Raw genomic sequence first — 19,361 nt, 5'->3', positions numbered from 1 at the left:
AATAAGTTATGCACTGATTATTTGTTTCTTCACTCTCAACACCTAATATTTCATTATTCATTCTTACTCTTCATGTAATTCCACTGTTTTACCTTCTATGATGCGATTGGTTGTTCTAACAGCACACATTTTACCGCACATAGAACAACTGTGTTTTTCAGCTGGTGGCATACTTTCAAAGTAATCCCTAGCCTTATCTCCATCAAAAGCTACTTCGAACATTTCTTCCCAATCTAACTTTTGTCTTGCTTCTGCCATCTTGTTATCTAAATCTCTTGCATGTGGTAAGCCCTTAGCAATATCTGCTGCATGCGCTGCAATTTTACTTGCTATGATTCCTTCTTTAACATCACTTACATCCGGTAATCTTAGGTGTTCAGCTGGTGTCACATAACACAAGAAATCAGCACCACTGGCTGCTGCTATAGCACCACCGATGGCTGAAGTAATATGGTCATAACCGGGGAAGATATCTGTTACTAATGGTCCTAATACATAAAAAGGTGCATTATGACATAGACGTTTTTGTAGTTTCATATTGGCCTCTATTTCGTTCATTGCCATATGACCTGGGCCTTCTACCATAACCTGCACGTCTTTTGCCCATGCTCTCTTAGTTAGATAGCCAAGTTCAATAAGCTCTCCGATTTGTCCTGCATCTGAACTATCTTCTAGACATCCTGGCCTTAAGGCATCTCCAAGACTAATGGTAACATCATAACGTCTTAAAATTTCTAATACGTCATCATAATATTCATAAAATGGATTTTCATTTCCTGTCATCTCCATCCAAGCAAACAAGAGAGAACCACCTCTAGAAACAATATTCATCTTACGTCCTTCACGTTTAAAAGCTTCTACTGTACGTCTATTAATCCCTGCATGAATCGTCATAAAGTCAACACCCTCTTTGGCATGAGCTTCTACGACCTTTAAGAAATCCTGTGGTGTAATATGTACTAAATCTTTTTCCAAGTACCCAATAGCATCATACATAGGTACTGTACCAATCATAGCTGTAGACATCTCAATAAGTTGCTTACGAAAGGTATTTGTTTTCCCATAATTACTAAGATCCATAATAGCTTCCACACCAAACTTAAGTGCCACCTTCACCTTTTCAAATTCTACTTCATAGTTTTTGCAATCTCCTGATATCCCCAAATTGACATTGATCTTGGTTTTAAGACCCGTACCAATTCCCTCTGGAGAAAGAGATTTGTGATAAATGTTGCATGGGATAGCCACTTCACCTTTTGCTACTAAGGCCCTAAGCTTTTCTACTTCCATATACTCTTTTTTAGCTACAATCTCCATTTCCTTAGTGATTATACCTTTTTTTGCGGCTTCCATTTGTGTATGATATTTCATGTAATCTCTCCTTTTTAAAGGGAGTTTCTCTGTAACCTTACATATCCATTTGAAACTTTATTTGTAGAGCTAATAGCCCTTTAACTAAAAAATGTTTCACCTTCTTAGCTTAAAATAAAGACAGGATATGCTGGCTTCGGCATATCCTGTTACTTACACTTCTTTCGAAGTGCTATCCTCGAATATTTCCCTACGTCAGCATGATCTGAATCAGGTTATGGGTCGAAACTTTAGTTTCCTCTCAGCCTGTCGCACAGACTCCCCTTTTTCTTATTTTATGTATTATTTAAATATTAATTTCATACAAGCAAATCATATCAGAATATTTCTTCTAAATCAACCTTTATTTCTTAAGATAAATATAATCTGAAAGCCTTACGCTCCCTAGACGTATACTCATTACTATAAGCGCTTCTTCAATAATGGTTTCTATACTTGTTAGGCGTTCTATTTCTAACACATCCACATATTCTAGCTGAATACGATAATAGCGCTTTATTTCTGTCTCTAAAAGTAATTTAAGCTTATAACTACTAATATTTCCTCTTTGATAAGCTAACTCTGCTTTTTTAAGCGTATGATAAAGAAGCGGTGCTAATCGCCTTTCTTCTGGCTCTAATAAAGTATTTCTACTTCCTATAATAAGTCCATCTGCTTCTCTCTCGGTAGGTAAGACTCTTATTTCACAAACATAGTGAAAATCACGTATAAGCTGACTAAGTAGGGCTTTTTTTTGAAAATCCTTTTCACTGATATAGTAACGCTGTGGTCTAATACAACTTAGTAGTAAATTTGCCGTAGTTAAAAAGCTTTGATAATACTTAGGATGTATTTGACCCTCAAGACGATTCATAAGTGGTGTATAGATACTTACATAAGTACTACTACCATTAGGATAAAGTCCTTCATAACTTGGACAAAAGAAAAAGTCTACTCCTGCTTTACTAGCTATTTCCTGATCTTCCTCCACCTGTCTAGGATAGAGCTTATAAGCTTCTTCAGAAGAAAACTCATGTGAATGCAAGAAACTACTTACTATAATATATTCATTTTCAGCTCTTGCTGCTTTTATCAAAGCTATATGCCCTTCATGTAAAGCACCCTTTGTCATAATAAGGCCTATAGACCTCCTACCTATGCGATCGAGCTTAGCTGTCATAGCTTCTAATGATGTCATAATATCCATGGTCCATCCTCCTTACCTCATAAGTATTCGCCCTCATTATAACACAACTCACCTATTAGTTTGTATTTCACTTCTATTACAAGTTTCTAAAAAGATTATTTATTGTTATAAACAATCTTTTTAATCGTTTCTACTGAAAGATTATATTCCTCTGCTAATACGTCAATAGCTATTTTACTAGCGAATTTTATACGAATTTCTTCATTTCGCTTATCATAAAAAGCTTTAGCACCTGAACCTTCTCCCCACTTTTTGCGAGCTTTGTATTTAGGTATATAAAGAGCTTCTCCTGAAGTATACTTTTGTACTTCTCTCAGAAGTTGATCAGGCAAAATATCAGCGGCATTTTTGTATTTCACTGCACATCGCCCTTTCTTAATTCATATGATTTAAAAATGCCTCTAAGGTATCATAAATTCGTATTTTTACTCCATGTGCTTTTATTTCAGATACAATATATGCTTCAATCTCATCTAACCTTTCTTTAAAAATGGATAGGTCATTTGGATTAAATACCCCTAGCAAATCCATTTCCTTAAGTCCAAAATCCTTTTGAATACAATCAAATTCACGCTGAAAATGATATCCCCAAGAAAAACTATTAAATGGGTCATTTTTTTCACAATAATAGCCAATACGTCTAAAAGTATAACGCCCTTCTTCATACCATGCAGCCAAATCCTGAAACTCACACTCTTCTTCTTTTATTACTCTTGTATCTTTACTTGAAAAAAAGTCCCTTGTCATCTTGATGAGCTCATAACTTAATGTTTTTATTACCTCTACTTGTTCAGCTTTAATCAACTGCTCATATAACCCTATGAAATGCACAGGTACTTGCTTAAAATCTTTTAATGTTGAAATGATATCTTGTGGGCCATTTTTCATATAAGTCCCATTGCTTGTTGCTATCGCTTCGACTAAATATTGGCTTATAAAACCTGCTCCCTTTCTCACATGGCATAAGGACTCCTCAAATGCCATAGTTTTATAAAGTTCCATGGCACTATTAATCTTTTCTAAAGCCTTATTAAAAGTAAAACTGTGGTCTGCTAAGTGGTCTTTTAATGCCTGTTGTAATTGAATAAAGCGTGCTTTGTCTTTCTCATTCCTGGCATATAAAATAATACCATCAGCAAGGCAAGTGGTTAAACTTTCATTTACTTCAGCGAGGCCTTCTACTCTTTCCCATGACATAGGAAATAAATCATAGCCAATTTCATTAATGATGAAGGTTTGTGCTAAAGAATAGCCTTTATCGGTAGCTGGAATGAAAAAGTTAAAAGCCACCTCTTCCCCATCTTCTGGTATACGCCATCCTTTATGACCTACTAATATACTGATATCTTCTGGGTACTTGGTTTCAATTTCATGAATCGCCCAATCTATTAATGGTCTAGATAAATATTTCATTTTCTTCCTCCCTGTTATTTATTAAATCAAATCAGTCGACTGCTTATATACTGATTATAAAGTCAGACTAATTTGTATTCCATCCCCAGTATTTTTCTAATTATTTTATACCTATTGGTAGTATTTTAATGAGGCCTACCTACCAAGTAAGAAAATGAAAATGTACCTCTCTATTGGCTAAGAAAGGTTTCTTATATAAAAGCACTAACTTTTCTAAAAAAGTTAGTGCTTTTATATGAGCCCCTATGTATCAACTATTATCATTTATTTATATTCTTCTAAAAGCTCTTCTAAAATGATGCATGCATCTTTTACATAATCACTACACATATCATAATGGCTACCTGATTTATTTTCTAATAAATCACGACATACTGTACTTCCTTGTTTTTCTTTGAAGCGTTTTGCAAAATCTTTTACCATGGTAAAGGTCTTAAGTCTTGCTTCTCCATCTTCAGCTTTAGTTCTACCATATAAAAGGCTAATCACCATGTAGGCACCTGTTACAGCTCCACATTCACCTCTCATACCACCCATACCACCACCAAAAGCTTGTGATACTTTAAGGGCCATTTCATAATCCATACCTAAATCTTTAGCATAAGCTGCAAATACAGCTTGTGAACAAGAAAAACCTTCTTTAAAAAGGGCTAATGCTTCATCTACCTTACTGTTCATGATCTATCTCCTTTATTTATGTACTTTATTTGCTTTCTATAATAGCCTAAGTATTTATAAAGCTATTATATACTAACTCTCTTTAGTTTTGAATCTTTAATTCCTATTGCAGTACACAGCATTTCCTCTATAGAGATATCAATTTTAAATTTTTTTATTTAAATTGATTGTTTAACCTACTCACTATATAATAATCTTAATATTCTATATATTTTTATCATTTATAAGGAGACTACTTATGAAAACTAAAGCTCAAAAGGAATTTCTAAAGCAACGTCGCCAATATGAAAAACACCTTAAAGAAAAAGCAAAAAATGATGAACTTTCTTTACCTGAAAAATTAGAGTGGCAACAAATGTCACGAAATAACTATAGAGAGAAACTCTTTAGGGATTCTAAAATTGATATTCCTTCCTTAGTTATTTGGAGATTTTGGCCACATATTTTTATTGTACTTACTATTATTGTAGGAATTATTGGTCGTTGGATTTCCGGACTTATTAGTCCTGCTTCTGATTCAACAAAATACCCTGATTATAGCTATGAGGTTATTCAAGAAGGCAGAAGTACTTATGTGGTTAATTCTAGCTACAATAAGGTTTATCATGCCATCTTAGAAATTTCTGATTCAGGAAATTACCTTTATGATACCTATAATGAAGCCCAATCTACTTATGAAACAACTGATTCTTTTGATATTGATACCCTCTATGAGATTGAAACCTTTTACTATGAACCCTATGACTTTCTCAGAGATAGTCTCTTTAGTGATTTAGATGAGCTACATCAAAACATCTTAAAACTTGCTAAAACTGAATATAGCGATATCCCCTTAGACTCTGCTGATTTAAAAACACTAAAAGCCGCTATCGAGACTTCCAAGACTAACTTTGATGAAGAAATCACCCTTGCCATGGCTGATTTAATGAAAACTACTTTGAACGAAACAAAATAGGATATAGGTTATGGAGTTTATTTTTCCATAGCCTATATCCTATTTTACTCTTTAAATGAGCCTATTACTTAACCTAATAAAATCTTATCAATTGCTTGAAGTTCCTCTGCTGTAAAGTCTAATTTTTGAATAGCCCCTACATTTTCTTTAATCTGAGAAAGCTTGCTAGCTCCTATAATAACAGAAGTCACATGACCTCTAAGTGTCCATGCTAAAGCCATCTGAGATAAACTTTGACCACGGCTTTCTGCTAAGTCATTAAGTGCTTTTGTTTTCTTTAAAAGCTCATCTGTAATCCCCTCTTTATTTAAGAAAGGACTTGTTCCTGCTGCTCTTGAATCCGCTGGAATACCATTAAAATATTTATTAGTTAAACGGCCTTGTGCTAAAGGTGAAAATGCAATAGCACCCACTTGCTCTTGTTCTAACACATCTATAACCTTTTCATTATGACGTTCTAACATATTATAAAACATCTGATGAATCAGGCACCTTACCCCTGCCTCTTTCATAAGTTTAATCATTGTTCTAGTATCTTCTGCATTGTAATTAGAAATCCCTACATATAAGGCTTTCCCTTGATCTAAAATACTTTTTAATGCTTCTACTGTTTCTTCCATTGGTGTTTCTGGATCTCTTCTATGATGATAGAAAATATCTACATAATCTAAGTTCATTCGTTTTAAGCTTTGATCTAAAGAAGAAATTAAATATTTCTTTGAACCACCATCTCCATATGGTCCTTCCCACATACCATAGCCTGCTTTAGTAGAAATCACAAGTTCATCTCTGTATGGCTTAAGGTCTGTACGCATCACCTCTCCAAAGTTGCTTTCTGCCGAGCCTGCACTTGGACCATAATTATTTGCTAGATCAAAATGCGTAATACCCATATCAAAAGCTCCAAAAAGCATTTCCTTTACATTGGCTAAACTATTTTCATCTCCAAAATTATGCCATAACCCTAAAGTAATAGCCGGAAGTAACAAGCCACTTTTCCCACAACGATTATATTTCATTTCTTGGTATCTATTTTTATCTGCTACATAACTCATAAAATGCCTCCTTATATGTACTCCTTATTTATTACTCTTTTATGATAACATAATTTTTGAACTACATATTAAATATAGCAAAATATAATAAAAACCACATGAATTTTATAAGAATCTACAAGATTAATTCCACTATCTTTAAACACATCTATACACATACTTCTCCCATCTCTTTCGATCTCATACGCATCTAAGAAAATAGGTTTAAAATATTACTTTGTATCATTTTACGTCACTTTTTTATACATCTTAGTCATTTTTTTGCATTCTCATTGTGTTTTTATTATTTAAATTAGATAATAAAAGTGTAAATTTTTTGTCCTTATTGGTCATTATTTTGTGCTTGTTATTATTAGTTAATGAAAGGAGGATTTATTTACTGTTAAGCGCAAAAAATTTATCTATATTAATAAGGGGGTTAGTTATAATGATTCATTCCAAAAAAGCAGTTCTTAAGTTTTTACTTTCTATTCTTATCTCACTTACTATGATTTTTCCTAACTTATTTGCAGCCAGCTTATCTACTTCATTGGTTGGTAACGTTCCCATTACTTCTACTGATGATGATCCCTATTTTACTTGGGATAATGCTACTGTTTATTTTACCATGACAGACCGTTTCTATAATGGTAATACCTCTAATGATACTAGCTATGGGCGTGTCAAAGTAGATGCTACTGGTAAAAATATCGGTACTTTTCATGGTGGAGATGTTGCAGGACTTACTAAGAAACTAAAAGAAGGCTACTTCAAAAATCTAGGTGTTAATGCTATTTGGATGACTGCACCTTATGAGCAAATGCATGGCTACGTCGGTGGTGGTAATAGTGGTGACTTTGCACACTATGCTTATCATGGGTACTATGCACTTGACTATACCATGATGGATAAAAATATGGGAACAGTTGCTGAAATGAGAGAATTCGTTGATGAAGCGCACTCACAAGGTATTCGTGTTATCTTAGACATTGTTATGAATCACCCTGGTTATCTAAGCATGAAAGATATGACAGAGTATGATATTATGCCAACCAATCATAGTAAATCTGAGCTACTTAATTGGTCACCTAGTAATGGGCAAACTTGGCATAGCTATCATGACCTATTCCTTGATTACACTGGACACAATGACGCCTGGGCAAAATGGTGGAGTTCTGGTTGGATTCGTGCTGGTGTAGCTGGCTATACTGCTGGAGATAATTCAGAGCTTCGTATGAACCTGGCAGGTTTACCAGACTTTAAAACAGAAGTAACTAGCAATCAAGGTTTAGCACCTATTTTAAAAACAAAATGGTCACAAGAAACTTCTGGTTATGATAACTGGATTGTTCCTGCTGCTAAAAGCTTAAGAACTGATTTAGGCGTTGCTCCTACTGAGTATAATATTAAATGGTTAGCTGCTTGGGTGCGTGAATTTGGTATTGATGGATTCAGAGTTGATACAGCAAAACACGTAGAACCATTCCGCTGGGGACAATTAAAGGATGCTTGTAATACAGCACTTAAAGAGTGGCGTGTTGCTAATCCAACTAAAGCTGGTGCTAATTGGGATGATGATTTCTGGATGACTGGTGAAGTATATAATACTGGTGTAGAATATAAAGCTGAATACTTCGAAACCGGTAAATTTGACTCACTTATTAACTTCTTCTTCCCTAAAGATGGCAATCTAAATACTATTAATAATACTTATCAAGATATTGCAAGTAAAGTTAATACAAAGGATAATTGGAATGTCCTTAGTTATATTTCATCTCATGACGAAGGCTTAACTAGGGCTAATATGACTAATTTAGGTACAGCTTTACTTTTATCTCCTGGAGGTGTTCAAATCTTTTATGGTGATGAAACCAATAGACCTGGCAGCGAAACGTGCTCTGATAAGGATCAACCAAGTCGTTCTGACATGAACTGGTCAAGTGTGAATCAATCAACACTTAATCACTGGCAAATCATTGGTACCTTTAGAAAGAACCACCCTTCTATAGGCGCTGGTACTCATACTGTTATTAGTTCTTCTCCTTATGTATTTAGTCGCACCTATAATAAAGAAGGTATCTCTGATAAAGTCGTTGTAGCATTAAATGCAACTGGTAGTACAACAATTAATGTATCTTCTATCTTTAAAGATGGAACACCAGTAAGAGATGCTTATACCGGCGCAAAAGCAACTGTAGCTAATGGCTCTGTTACCTTTACTGCTGGCTCAGCAGGTGTTATCCTGATTGAACAAAATGGCGAAGAACCACTTACACCAGTTGTTACATTAACTCCTGGAAACGTTGCCGACACAACTAAATATTATACGGATACTTTAGATGTAAAGGTAGCTTTACAAAATGTCACTGAAGCTACTTGCATGATTAATGGTAATGAAGTTTATACTGTTAAGAATGGGGATATCATTACTATTGGTAAGGGAGAAGCCCTAGAGACAACAACTAAAATTACTGTTTCAGCTATTAATGCACTAGGTACTTACTCACAAACTTATTCTTATTTAAAAACTGAACGTAAACCAGTCACGGTTCATTTTTATAAGCCAGCTGATTGGTCTACCCCATCCCTCTACTATTATAATGATGTACTTTCATTAACTGGACCTAAATGGCCTGGTGTTACTATGAATAGCGAAGGAGATAACTGGTATAGTTATACACTTCCAGCCGAATACGAAACAGCTCAGGTTATATTTAATACGAATAATGGTACTACACAAATTCCAGATAAAGAAAAACCTGGTTTTGTCGTAGAAGGCGAAATGTGGTATAAAGATGGTGTCTGGACCTCAACCAATCCGGATGGCAAGCCTTCTGTTACGTTAACGCCTGGAAACAGTAGTACAACTACAACTTATACAAGTAGTACACTTTCCATTAAAGTAATACTTAAAAATGTAATAAGTGCTACCTGCCAAATCGATAATGGTGAAGCTTTTTCAGTAGCTTCTGGTGAAAGCTTCGAAATAGGTAAAGATGTAGCTACTGGTACAATAACTTCTATTAAAGTAAAAGCAGAAAATGAGCAAGGTCTATTTAATGGAACATTTACGTATAAAAAAGAAACGGTGATCCCACCAACAGACATTACTGTTCATTTCTATAAACCTTCTAGCTGGGGTATACCAAATCTTTACTATTATGAAACAGAAAGCAAAACTGGGCCTAAATGGCCTGGTGAAGCTATGACCAGTGAAGGAGATGGTTGGTACAGCTATACAATCAAAGACTGGACCTCCGCTTACGTTTTATTTAATAGTAATGATCAGCAGATTCCTGGAGCTAAAGAGCCTGGTATAAATGTTTCTAAAGAAGTCTGGTACAAAGATGGTGTCCTTTATACTTCAAAGCCTGAAGAAGCTAAACTCACTGTTCATTTTTATAAACCTTCTGGTTGGAGTACACCAAACCTTTATTACTATGAAACAGAAACCAAAACTGGACCTAAATGGCCTGGTGAAGCTATGACTACTGAAGGGAACAATTGGTATAGTTATACCATTACAGGTTCTTCAGCTGTACGTACCATCTTTAATAGCAACGGTCAACAAATCCCCGGTGCTAATGAGCCTGGTATAGAAGTTTCAAAAGAAATTTGGTACAAAGATGGTATGCTTTATACTTCAAAACCTGAAGAAAAGGTTATAACTGTTCATTTCTATAATCCTTCTGGTTGGGGCACACCAAACCTTTATTACTATGAAACAGAAAGCAAAACTGGTCCTAAATGGCCTGGTGAGGCTATGACTGCTGAAGGGAATAATTGGTACACCTATACTATACCAAGTGAAATTGCCGTGAAAGTACTGTTTAACAGTAATAATCAACAAATTCCTACTGCTAATCAACCTGGTTTCGAGGCAAATGGTGAAATGTGGTATAAAGACGGCACTTGGACTTCTAGTAAGCCTAATTAATCATCTAGAGACTTTTTACTTCAATCTAAAAGGCTATTTAAGGGACAGCTTCCTATCCCTTAAATAGCCTTTATTAGTCTGTTTATTCTTCTATTACTTCTTCTTGTTTTTCTACAATGGCAAGTGCTAACTCATCTAATTGTTTTTGGTCTACTACATCTGGTGCATTTGTCATTAAACAACTTGCATCTTTTACTTTAGGGAAGGCAATAACATCACGGATGCTATCAGCCTTACACATAAGCATAATCATACGGTCAAGACCAAATGCAAGTCCGCCGTGTGGTGGCACACCATATTTGAAAGCATTTAATAAGAAGCCAAAGCGTTCTTCTGCTTGTTCGTCTGTGAAGCCTAAAAGGTTAAACATTCTTTTTTGAACGTCATTTTGGTAAATACGGATACTTCCACCACCAAGTTCACAACCATTTAATGCAAGGTCATAAGCTTTTGCTCTTACAGCTCCTGGATTTGTTTCCATCATTTCTAAATCTTCATCCATTGGCATAGTGAATGGATGGTGCATTGCTACGAATCTGCCTGCTTCTTCATCATACTCAAGAAGTGGGAATTCTGTAATCCATACGAATCTAAATTCATCTTGATTGATAAGGTCAAGTCTTCTAGCTACTTCAAGTCTTAAAGCCCCAAGTGCAGCAAACACTACTGATGGTTTGTCAGCTACAACTAAGATTAAGTCATCCTTATCAACGCTCATTTTTTCTTTAATTGCAGCAAGTGTCTCTTCACTTAAGAATTTAGCAAATGAAGATTTTTCTTCTCCATCTGTTTTTATTTGATGCCAAGCTACACCTTTTGCACCAAAGTCCTGTCCATATTTAACTAAAGCATCAATTTGTTTACGGCCTAAGTCTCCCATACCTTTTGCATTGATAGCTCTTACTGTCCCACCATTTGCAATAGCATTTTCAAATACAGCAAAACCACAGCCTTTTACTACTTCTGTAAGGTCCTGAAGTTCTACTCCAAAACGAAGATCTGGTTTATCAGACCCAAAACGATCCATAGCTTCCTTATAAGTCATTTTTTGAATTGGAAGTTGTACATCCACATCTAAGGCTTCTTTAAATACAGTTTGAATTAATCTTTCATTAACAGCCATAACATCCTCTGGCTCTACGAAAGAAAGTTCCATATCGATTTGTGTAAACTCTGGTTGTCTGTCTGCACGCAGGTCTTCATCACGGAAGCATTTCGCAATTTGGAAGTAACGGTCAAAACCAGATACCATTAATAACTGTTTAAATAACTGTGGTGATTGAGGTAACGCATAGAAGTTACCTGGGTGCACACGTGATGGTACTAAATAATCACGAGCACCTTCTGGTGTTGATTTTTGCATAATTGGTGTTTCAATTTCAAGGAAACCTTCTGTTTCAAGGAAACGTCTTACACTTTGTGTTACCTTACTACGAAGAATAAGATTTTTTTGCATATCTGGTCTTCTAAGGTCAAGGTAACGATATTTTAAACGAAGTTCTTCTTTTGTATCAATGTCTTCTAGGATTTCAAAAGGTGTTGTTTCTGCTTCTGAAAGAATACGAAGTTCTTTAACATCTATTTCGATATCACCCGTTTGCATTGACTTATTAGCATCAGCACCACGAGATACTACTATCCCACGAGCTGCAATTACATATTCACTTCTAAGTGTTTCAGCTTTTTCAAAAAGCTCTTTCTCTGTATTTTCATTAAAAGATAATTGTAAAAGGCCTGAACGATCACGAAGTGTGATAAATAAAATTTGACCTAAATTTCTTCTTCTTTGTACCCATCCCATGACAATAACTTCTTGGCCTACATTAGCAGCACTAAGTTCTGTACAACGATGAGTTCTTTTTAAACCATGCATTGATTCTGACATATTCTAATCCTCCTATGTTATTGGTAAAAATAAACAATTAATAATGAAGCATTAATAATTGTTTATTAAAATGACTTTCAATAATTGTTCTTTATTCTTCATTTTCATTCTTCACTATTATTTCTTGATGATATTGCTAAACATTTGAACGAATTGGCTCATTGGTACTGTTACACTATCCCCTGATTCCATTTCTTTAAGCTGAATTTCGCCATTTTCAAGCTCACTTTCTCCAATGATAGCTGAGTAGCGCGCATTAATTTTGTTAGCAAACTTCATTTGAGCTTTGATGCTTCTTTGAAGATGGTCACTTTCTGCACTAATACCTTCTTGACGAAGTGCATTAACGAGTTTGAATGCTTCCATCATGGCTTCATCACCGCGATAACCAATAAAAAGATCACGCATTGCTGGCGCTAATGGTGCATTATTTTCTGCATCTCTTACAATAATAAGACGCTCCATCCCTGCTCCAAAGCCTACCGCAGGTACGTGTTTACCACCTATTTCATCTACTAAACGGTCATAACGGCCACCACCACATACCGTACCTTGTGCTCCGATATCATTAGAGATAAATTCAAATACAGTTTTAGTATAGTAGTCAAGGCCACGAACAATACCCGGGTCTACTACAAATGGAATTTCCATAGCAGTTAAAAGCTTTTGAAGGGTTTCAAAGTGTGCACGGCACTCTTCACCTAAGTTTTCAAGTACAGTTGGTGCACCTTTTAAGTGCTCTTGACACTGTGGATTTTTACAATCTAGTACACGAAGTGGATTTTTATCCATTCTTTCCTGGCAAAGTTCACAAAGGTGTTCTTTCTTTGTGTTTAAGAAAGCTTTTAAACTCTCGTTATATTTCTTTCTACATTCTGGGCCACCAAGAGAGTTAATATGAAGCTCTACTTTATTAATGCCTAAACGTTTTAGTAATGTATGACCAATAGCAATAACCTCTGCATCTGCTGTTGGCGAGTCTGTACCAAACATTTCTACTCCAAATTGGTGGAACTGTCTTTGACGACCTGCTTGTGGTCTTTCATAACGGAAAGTTGGAGAAATATAATAAAGCTTTGTAGGTTGTGTATCAGCAAACATACTATGCTCTAAGAAAGCACGTACAACTGCTGCTGTACTTTCTGGTTTAAGGGTAATACGGTTTTCTCCTTTGTCAACGAAGGAATACATTTCCTTATTAACAATATCTGTTGTTTCACCTACTCCTCTTGCAAAAAGGTCTGTAAACTCAAACATTGGTGTTCTAATTTGGTTAAAGCCAAAATCATCACATAAATTTCTAATGATTTCTTCTACATCCAACCATTTTCTCATTTCTTCTCCGTAAATATCTTTTGTTCCTTTAAGGGCACGAAGTTCCATAAGTTACTCCTTTCTGTTTTCACATCTTAAATAGTATTTACTATAATTATTTACATAAGCGGCTATTTTTTAACACATATTTATTATACACCTTCAGAAAATTTTTCCTTTTTAGGGCAATAAAAAACGCCCCTGACATAATTGTCAGGGACGATATAACCGTGTTGCCACCCTGTTTCAAAGACCTTAAGTCTTTGCTCTTCATTAGCCGATAACGGGGCTTAAACGTTACTCCCTACTACTATTTCAAGAGTTCTCTCCGAGATGTCTTCTAATCTCATGTAAGCTCTCAGCTAAATGCTTACTCTCTGGAGTTAAGATTATACTTCTTCTCATCATAGATGTATTTGTATTATCTTATATTTTATCAAAGTTTCCCTTTTAGTCAAGCCTTAAAATTCATAGCTTATTTAAATACTAAACGGTCAACGGCATCTACTAATTCATGGATAGATGGTTTACTAATTTGTGCATCTGCCCCTACTGCTTCTCCCTTATGATAAAGCTCATCTGAAATAAGAGAAGAGAAAATAATAACAGGTAATTCGCATAATATATTATCTTCTTTAATTCTACGAGTTACTGTATGCCCATCTAGAATTGGCATTTCTATATCTGTAATTAAGAGATCCACCTCTTTTTTAAAGCCAGCACCTTGTTCTTGCTTAAGTTTACTTAATGCATCTAGTACTTCTTGGCCATTATCAAAGCTATGAATATTCGTATATCCTGCAGATTCTAGTACAGATTGTAATAAAGTTCTTATGGTTTTTGAATCATCTGCCATATAAATTTTTTTGCTAGTTCTTTCTGATTTTTTAACAATTTCCTTTTGACCTCTTATATATGGGTTTTCTTCTTTAGAAATATCAGTAATAATCTTTTCAAAGTCTAACATTAATAAAATGCCTTCTTCAGTTAAAATATTTCCTACAGATAATGAACCTCTTAATAATTGATCAGGCTTTGTAATATCTGACCACTTCACACGACGAATACCTTCTATGCTATCTACAGCGAACATTACTTGTTTTCTATTAAACTCACATACAAGCGCCATTTTTTTATTTGTAACTTCAGTTGGTTTTTTATCTAATATGTAACTTAAATCAATAACAGTCATTACTTTATCTCTTACATTAGTAATACCTAAGATATTTTGACTGCTATCAGTTGAAGGCCTTACATCATTTAATTGTATAATCTCTCTTGCTTTAAGTACATTAATACAGTAGCGATTATTATTAACTAAAAAAACAATAACTTCTAATTCTCCAGTTCCTACATCTAATAAAACTGATTCTTTCATGGTTTCACTTCCTCATCCTTTAATCATAACTATAACCTAGTTGTTTTTACCTTCATCAAAACAGCATTATTCATCTATTCTTTATAATTTAAATTATACTTTAATTAATTGTTTATTTCAATTAATCTTCTGCAATTCTTGTCAATTTATTCTATAAAAAGCATTGAGCTCCCCTCACACAAAAGCCTCTATCACTTATTGATGTTAGAAATACAACAAAATTATAATCATTTTTAAATAATAAAAAAACATATCAAACACTTTATAAGGTGCTTGATATGTTTTTCATTATTCCTATCAACTAAAAAACCTTTTATATTAGTAAGAACCACCATCTGTTACTTTTTGCCCTGTAACAATAGCAATGCTTTTGCTTACGCCCAGTCTTGTAGCGCCAGCTTCAATCATAGCGTTTGCAGTCTCTGCATCACTAATACCACCTGAAGCTTTTACTTGTATTTGATTACCTGCTGTTTGTTTCATTAATTTAACATCTTCTAAAGTGGCACCGCCTGTTCCAAAACCAGTTGAGGTCTTAACGAAATCAGCCCCAGCTGCCATAACAATTTCTGTTGCTTTTATAATTTCTTCTTTTGTTAAATAACAAGTTTCAATAATAACCTTCACAATTGTCTTTGGATCTGCTGCTTTAGCTGCTTTTACAACCTCTTCAATATCAAATTGAACATAGTCATATTTTTCATCCTTAAGGGCTCCTATATTAATAACCGTATCAATATCGCTTGCTCCATTTACAACTGCTTCTTTTGCTTGAAACGCTTTAGTAGCCGCTGTTTCATTACCAAGAGGGAAGCCTACTACTGTTGTAATACCTATGTCTGTTCCTTCTAACAAATCTGCTGCTATAGGTACATAACAAGTAGGCACACATACTGTCTTAAATTGATAAGCTATGGCTTCTTCGCAAATAGCTTTAATTTCAGCTTCTGTGGCAGTTGCTCTTAAAAGAGTGTGGTCAATTGTTTGTGAAATGTTCATTATTTTAGTCCTTCTTTCTTATAAGTAAAACCTTATTTTAAGCTTATCTTATCATATTTTGCTTTACTCTGACAACTATTCCCATTAGGATAATATTTACTTTTTGGAAATCACACTATTTCTATTTTTTAGTCCAAAATTTATTTTTTATTTTGCATATAATAAAGACCTCGTCCATATATATGTAGTAGGACATCTTATTTTAAAAAGGAGGGTCATTAATGTCTAGTCCTAAATTCATGGTTATCAAACTCAAAGATCTTAGAATTCCAATCCTCATTTTCTTAGTTGTCATTGCTTTATTTGTTTTCTTACTAATAAAGAATAAGACAACACAAACTTTTGCTCCGTCTGATACTTATCAAGATGGTAAATACATAGCTGGCATCACATTATCTGATGCCCAAATGGATTTAGTAGTAGAAGTAAAAGATCATACTATTTCTTCTGTAGCTTTATCTGGCTTAGATGAATCATCAACTACGCTTTATAAAGATCTAGTATCTGGTATTGATTATGTAAATACTTATATTACTACTACCCAATCCTTAGAGCTACCTTCTAATGCTAATACTTCTTCTGCAACTAATATGTTAATGGATGCAGTTAAAGTAGCATTATCAGACAATGACAACGCTTCTATTACCTCTACTTATGAAAAACTGGATTTAACACCTTCAGCTGCTTCAACTGGAGATAATGCTGAAGAAGATATTTTTGTTGATGAATTCGCAGACGATACTCTATTAGATAACACAGCTACTACAGATAATATGGTAGTTCCAGACAATGCTGAAGCTGCTACTTCTAACAATGCTGATACTAACACTAGTGTCGATGCCAATGTTAGTAATGATACGACAGCTAGTACCAACTAATTCTTAACCTTTTAGTAAATTTATCTAATAAAAAAGCGAACTTAATGGTTCGCTTTTTATTATTCTTATATTTCGCTTTATTATTCCTACGCTTTATTATATTTTTTACTCATTTCTTGTCATTTATTGTTGTTAATATAGCACTTTTTACTTTTCTTGTTACAACCTCCCCCTTTTCTAGTATTTTATGACTATTATTTAGTTTTCCAAATTATGTTTGTGTTAAAATAGTTATGACGACTTAAGGGAGGTTTAATCTATGAAAAAAACTAAGCGTCTTAACTACACTTTTTCTATTAAATATAAACTTATTATTATGTTTATATGTTTTGCACTACTTCCTTTGTTTATTCTAGCTATTGTTTTTACTTCTGCTTCTAAAAATGCACTGAGTGCTACTAGTAGTAAACTCACCTTAGAGCTCGTTAAACAAGCCGCTAGTAATTTAGACACCTATACTAAGGATGTAGAAAAAAATGTTACACAATTTACTATTTCTGATTTATCTCAAAGTGGTTTATTAAGAGATTATCACTCAGGTGATGTTAGAAAACAAACTAATGCCCTTGAAAAGATTCAATCACAAATCGTCTATTTTCAAGAACTGGACCATAATGTTTCTAATGTTTATATCACTTCAACTAAAACAAAACTTCCTATTGGTAAAATTCCTTATTTAACTGAAGATGAAATCAAATTATTAGGAGAGACTGCCCAAACGGGAAGCTTTACTTGGACTGCTACAGAAAATACACCAAATGATCATATGGTAGTTTTCCAAACCTATACTGACTTTGATCATAATGCTCAATATACAGTATATGTAGATGTTAACTTAAAGAGTATTTTTGATTATTTAGGTAATATGACACTTCTAGATAATTCTCTCATCTTCCTTGTAGATGAGAATAATGAAGTGCTTTATACTTCCAATGATAGTGTCTCTCACTTAAATGACTCTATTACTAACAATCTTTCTAGTGAGTCCACCTTAGGTTCTTTTAACCAGACAATCGATTTATCAAACTATTTATTCTCATATGCTAGTCTTTCTAATGGTTGGAAGGTCATTGTACAAGCACCTGAAAAATCCTTAACTTCACAACTTAATACAGCTATTGTCATGGTTATTATTCTTGTTATTATTACTATTTTACTTGCAATTGGTCTTGGTTATCTATTAGCCAAGCGTCTTTCAAATCCAATTATTCACCTAATGGGATTGATGAAAAAAGCTGAGAACGGCGACTTGACGGTTATCGCTCCTGAAAAAGGCCGTGATGAAACAACCCAACTATGTAAGAGCTTTAATCTTATGATTGCTAATATGAGCAAACTTATTAACCAAACTCAGCAGGTTATTGTACATACCTTAGATACGAGTAAAATTCTTTCACGTTCTACTTCAGAATCTGTAGAAACCTTTACTCAACTTGCTGCTTCTATTTCTGATATTGCAGAGGGTACTACTCTCCAAGCTATGGATGCACAAGAAAGTAATACAGGTATGATTACACTTGCTGAAAGTATGCAAACTGTTACCAATAAAACTAATCACCTTTTAGAAAATACTGAGGGTGCTAAAACAATGATGGAAACTGCTGCAACAACTATGGATACTCTTACTGCTACTATGACTAATTCTATGCAAATGTCTTCTCATATCCGCGAAAGTATGAATGAATTAAAAACTCTCAATCAAAATATAGAAGACATTATGAAACTCGTAGACAATATCAGTGAAGAAACTAACTTACTTGCCCTTAATGCTAGTATTGAGGCTGCCAGAGTTGGTGAAGCTGGTAAAGGCTTTGCAGTAGTTGCTAATGAGGTTCGTAATCTAGCTGATCAATCTAAGCATTCTACCCTCAATGTACGTGATACGTTAAATACCATTGCTAATAAAATGAATGAAACTACTCAATTAGTAGAACAGTCAAATACCATCATTAAAGACCAATCAACTGTTGTTTCTGAAACTTATCAGCTTTTCTTTAATATTATTGACATTCTTAAACAAATGAATAGTGAGCTTAAAGATATTAACTCTAGTATCAATAGCATGCAGTCTTTAAAAGAAACAATGGTTACACAAATTAACAGTATTGCTACTATTACTCAAGAGTCAGCTGCTTCTACTGAGGAAGTAAGTAGTTTAACAACTACTCAACAAACTGTTATTTCTGACCTGTCTGATTTAGCAAATTCCTTAAAAAATAATATGGAGACACTTAATCAAGCTATTCAAACCTTCAGGGTCTAGTAGATTATACTAATCAAAAAAGTAGTGCACCACATGAAGCAATGTCATTAAGTTAAGATGACGAAAAAAG

At 34.3% G+C, this 19,361-nt stretch carries 14 protein-coding genes, 1 riboswitch and 1 other annotated feature; of the genes, 4 read left to right on the top strand and 10 right to left on the bottom strand.

The features are described from left to right. Window positions 1-63: 63 nt before the first annotated feature. The 5 genes from thiC to EKH84_RS08560 form a co-directional block, all read right to left on the bottom strand. Entirely contained in the window at window positions 64-1,371 is a 1,308-nt protein-coding gene (gene thiC / locus EKH84_RS08580) for a phosphomethylpyrimidine synthase ThiC (protein WP_127065951.1), read from the bottom strand. 168 nt (window positions 1,372-1,539) lie between these two features. Continuing rightward, window positions 1,540-1,646, bottom strand: a riboswitch (TPP riboswitch). 68 nt (window positions 1,647-1,714) lie between these two features. Next, window positions 1,715-2,557 (bottom strand): 4-phosphopantoate--beta-alanine ligase, encoded by an 843-nt coding sequence (locus EKH84_RS08575; protein WP_127065950.1) that lies wholly within the window; start codon window positions 2,555-2,557, stop codon window positions 1,715-1,717. A 95-nt stretch (window positions 2,558-2,652) separates the two neighbouring features. Further along, window positions 2,653-2,916 (bottom strand): CD3324 family protein, encoded by a 264-nt coding sequence (locus tag EKH84_RS08570; RefSeq protein WP_013656184.1) that lies wholly within the window; start codon window positions 2,914-2,916, stop codon window positions 2,653-2,655. 16 nt (window positions 2,917-2,932) lie between these two features. Then, window positions 2,933-3,970: a hypothetical protein gene (locus tag EKH84_RS08565; protein WP_127065949.1), complete on the bottom strand. Its 1,038-nt coding sequence runs from the start codon at window positions 3,968-3,970 to the stop codon at window positions 2,933-2,935. 264 nt (window positions 3,971-4,234) lie between these two features. After that, a complete protein-coding gene (locus EKH84_RS08560) occupies window positions 4,235-4,648 on the bottom strand; it encodes a C-GCAxxG-C-C family protein (protein ID WP_127065948.1) in 414 nt (137 codons plus the stop codon). A 238-nt stretch (window positions 4,649-4,886) separates the two neighbouring features. Between EKH84_RS08560 and EKH84_RS08555 the strand changes: the two genes are divergently transcribed. Beyond that, window positions 4,887-5,603 (top strand): hypothetical protein, encoded by a 717-nt coding sequence (locus EKH84_RS08555; protein ID WP_127065947.1) that lies wholly within the window; start codon window positions 4,887-4,889, stop codon window positions 5,601-5,603. Window positions 5,604-5,671: 68 nt separating this feature from the next. Here EKH84_RS08555 and EKH84_RS08550 read toward each other — a convergent pair whose 3' ends face one another. After that, on the bottom strand, window positions 5,672-6,658 hold the full coding sequence (locus tag EKH84_RS08550; RefSeq protein ID WP_013656179.1) for an aldo/keto reductase: 987 nt from the start codon (window positions 6,656-6,658) through the stop codon (window positions 5,672-5,674). A gap of 427 nt (window positions 6,659-7,085) precedes the next feature. Here EKH84_RS08550 and EKH84_RS08545 point away from each other — a divergent pair, with 427 nt between their 5' ends. Then, a complete protein-coding gene (locus EKH84_RS08545) occupies window positions 7,086-10,574 on the top strand; it encodes a starch-binding protein (RefSeq protein WP_127065946.1) in 3,489 nt (1,162 codons plus the stop codon). Between the two features lie 82 nt (window positions 10,575-10,656). Here EKH84_RS08545 and aspS read toward each other — a convergent pair whose 3' ends face one another. The 4 genes from aspS to deoC form a co-directional block, all read right to left on the bottom strand. After that, entirely contained in the window at window positions 10,657-12,459 is a 1,803-nt protein-coding gene (aspS, locus tag EKH84_RS08540) for an aspartate--tRNA ligase (RefSeq protein ID WP_127065945.1), read from the bottom strand. 117 nt (window positions 12,460-12,576) lie between these two features. Continuing rightward, the gene (gene hisS, locus EKH84_RS08535; RefSeq protein WP_127065944.1) at window positions 12,577-13,842 is read right to left on the bottom strand and encodes a histidine--tRNA ligase; all 1,266 of its coding nucleotides are present in this window, start codon (window positions 13,840-13,842) and stop codon (window positions 12,577-12,579) included. Between the two features lie 143 nt (window positions 13,843-13,985). Next, window positions 13,986-14,190 (bottom strand) — a binding site (T-box leader). 58 nt (window positions 14,191-14,248) lie between these two features. Next, the gene (locus EKH84_RS08530; RefSeq protein WP_127065943.1) at window positions 14,249-15,151 is read right to left on the bottom strand and encodes a chemotaxis protein; all 903 of its coding nucleotides are present in this window, start codon (window positions 15,149-15,151) and stop codon (window positions 14,249-14,251) included. A gap of 318 nt (window positions 15,152-15,469) precedes the next feature. Continuing rightward, window positions 15,470-16,150 carry a deoxyribose-phosphate aldolase gene (gene deoC, locus EKH84_RS08525; protein WP_127065942.1) on the bottom strand — a complete coding sequence of 227 codons (681 nt, stop codon included), beginning with the start codon at window positions 16,148-16,150 and terminating at the stop codon, window positions 15,470-15,472. Window positions 16,151-16,371: 221 nt separating this feature from the next. Between deoC and EKH84_RS08520 the strand changes: the two genes are divergently transcribed. Together EKH84_RS08520 and EKH84_RS08515 are read left to right on the top strand one after the other, a co-directional pair. Next, window positions 16,372-17,028 carry a hypothetical protein gene (locus tag EKH84_RS08520; protein ID WP_127065941.1) on the top strand — a complete coding sequence of 219 codons (657 nt, stop codon included), beginning with the start codon at window positions 16,372-16,374 and terminating at the stop codon, window positions 17,026-17,028. A 259-nt stretch (window positions 17,029-17,287) separates the two neighbouring features. Next, entirely contained in the window at window positions 17,288-19,291 is a 2,004-nt protein-coding gene (locus EKH84_RS08515) for a methyl-accepting chemotaxis protein (RefSeq protein ID WP_127065940.1), read from the top strand. The last annotated feature ends 70 nt before the right edge of the window (window positions 19,292-19,361 follow it).

Source organism: Cellulosilyticum sp. WCF-2, from assembly GCF_003990395.1.
Lineage (GTDB): Bacteria > Bacillota > Clostridia > Lachnospirales > Cellulosilyticaceae > Cellulosilyticum > Cellulosilyticum lentocellum.
The sequence above is the reverse complement of the archived record's forward strand: the minus strand, read 5'-3'. Positions and strand labels throughout refer to the sequence as shown.

Coding starts and splice junctions, on each gene's coding strand:
- thiC (WP_127065951.1), bottom strand. CDS start 1,371: ATGAAATATCATACACAAATGGAAGCCGCAAAAAAAGGTATAATCACT.
- EKH84_RS08575 (WP_127065950.1), bottom strand. CDS start 2,557: ATGGATATTATGACATCATTAGAAGCTATGACAGCTAAGCTCGATCGC.
- EKH84_RS08565 (WP_127065949.1), bottom strand. CDS start 3,970: ATGAAATATTTATCTAGACCATTAATAGATTGGGCGATTCATGAAATT.
- EKH84_RS08560 (WP_127065948.1), bottom strand. CDS start 4,648: ATGAACAGTAAGGTAGATGAAGCATTAGCCCTTTTTAAAGAAGGTTTT.
- EKH84_RS08555 (WP_127065947.1), top strand. CDS start 4,887: ATGAAAACTAAAGCTCAAAAGGAATTTCTAAAGCAACGTCGCCAATAT.
- EKH84_RS08550 (WP_013656179.1), bottom strand. CDS start 6,658: ATGAGTTATGTAGCAGATAAAAATAGATACCAAGAAATGAAATATAAT.
- EKH84_RS08545 (WP_127065946.1), top strand. CDS start 7,086: ATGATTCATTCCAAAAAAGCAGTTCTTAAGTTTTTACTTTCTATTCTT.
- aspS (WP_127065945.1), bottom strand. CDS start 12,459: ATGTCAGAATCAATGCATGGTTTAAAAAGAACTCATCGTTGTACAGAA.
- hisS (WP_127065944.1), bottom strand. CDS start 13,842: ATGGAACTTCGTGCCCTTAAAGGAACAAAAGATATTTACGGAGAAGAA.
- EKH84_RS08530 (WP_127065943.1), bottom strand. CDS start 15,151: ATGAAAGAATCAGTTTTATTAGATGTAGGAACTGGAGAATTAGAAGTT.
- deoC (WP_127065942.1), bottom strand. CDS start 16,150: ATGAACATTTCACAAACAATTGACCACACTCTTTTAAGAGCAACTGCC.
- EKH84_RS08520 (WP_127065941.1), top strand. CDS start 16,372: ATGTCTAGTCCTAAATTCATGGTTATCAAACTCAAAGATCTTAGAATT.
- EKH84_RS08515 (WP_127065940.1), top strand. CDS start 17,288: ATGAAAAAAACTAAGCGTCTTAACTACACTTTTTCTATTAAATATAAA.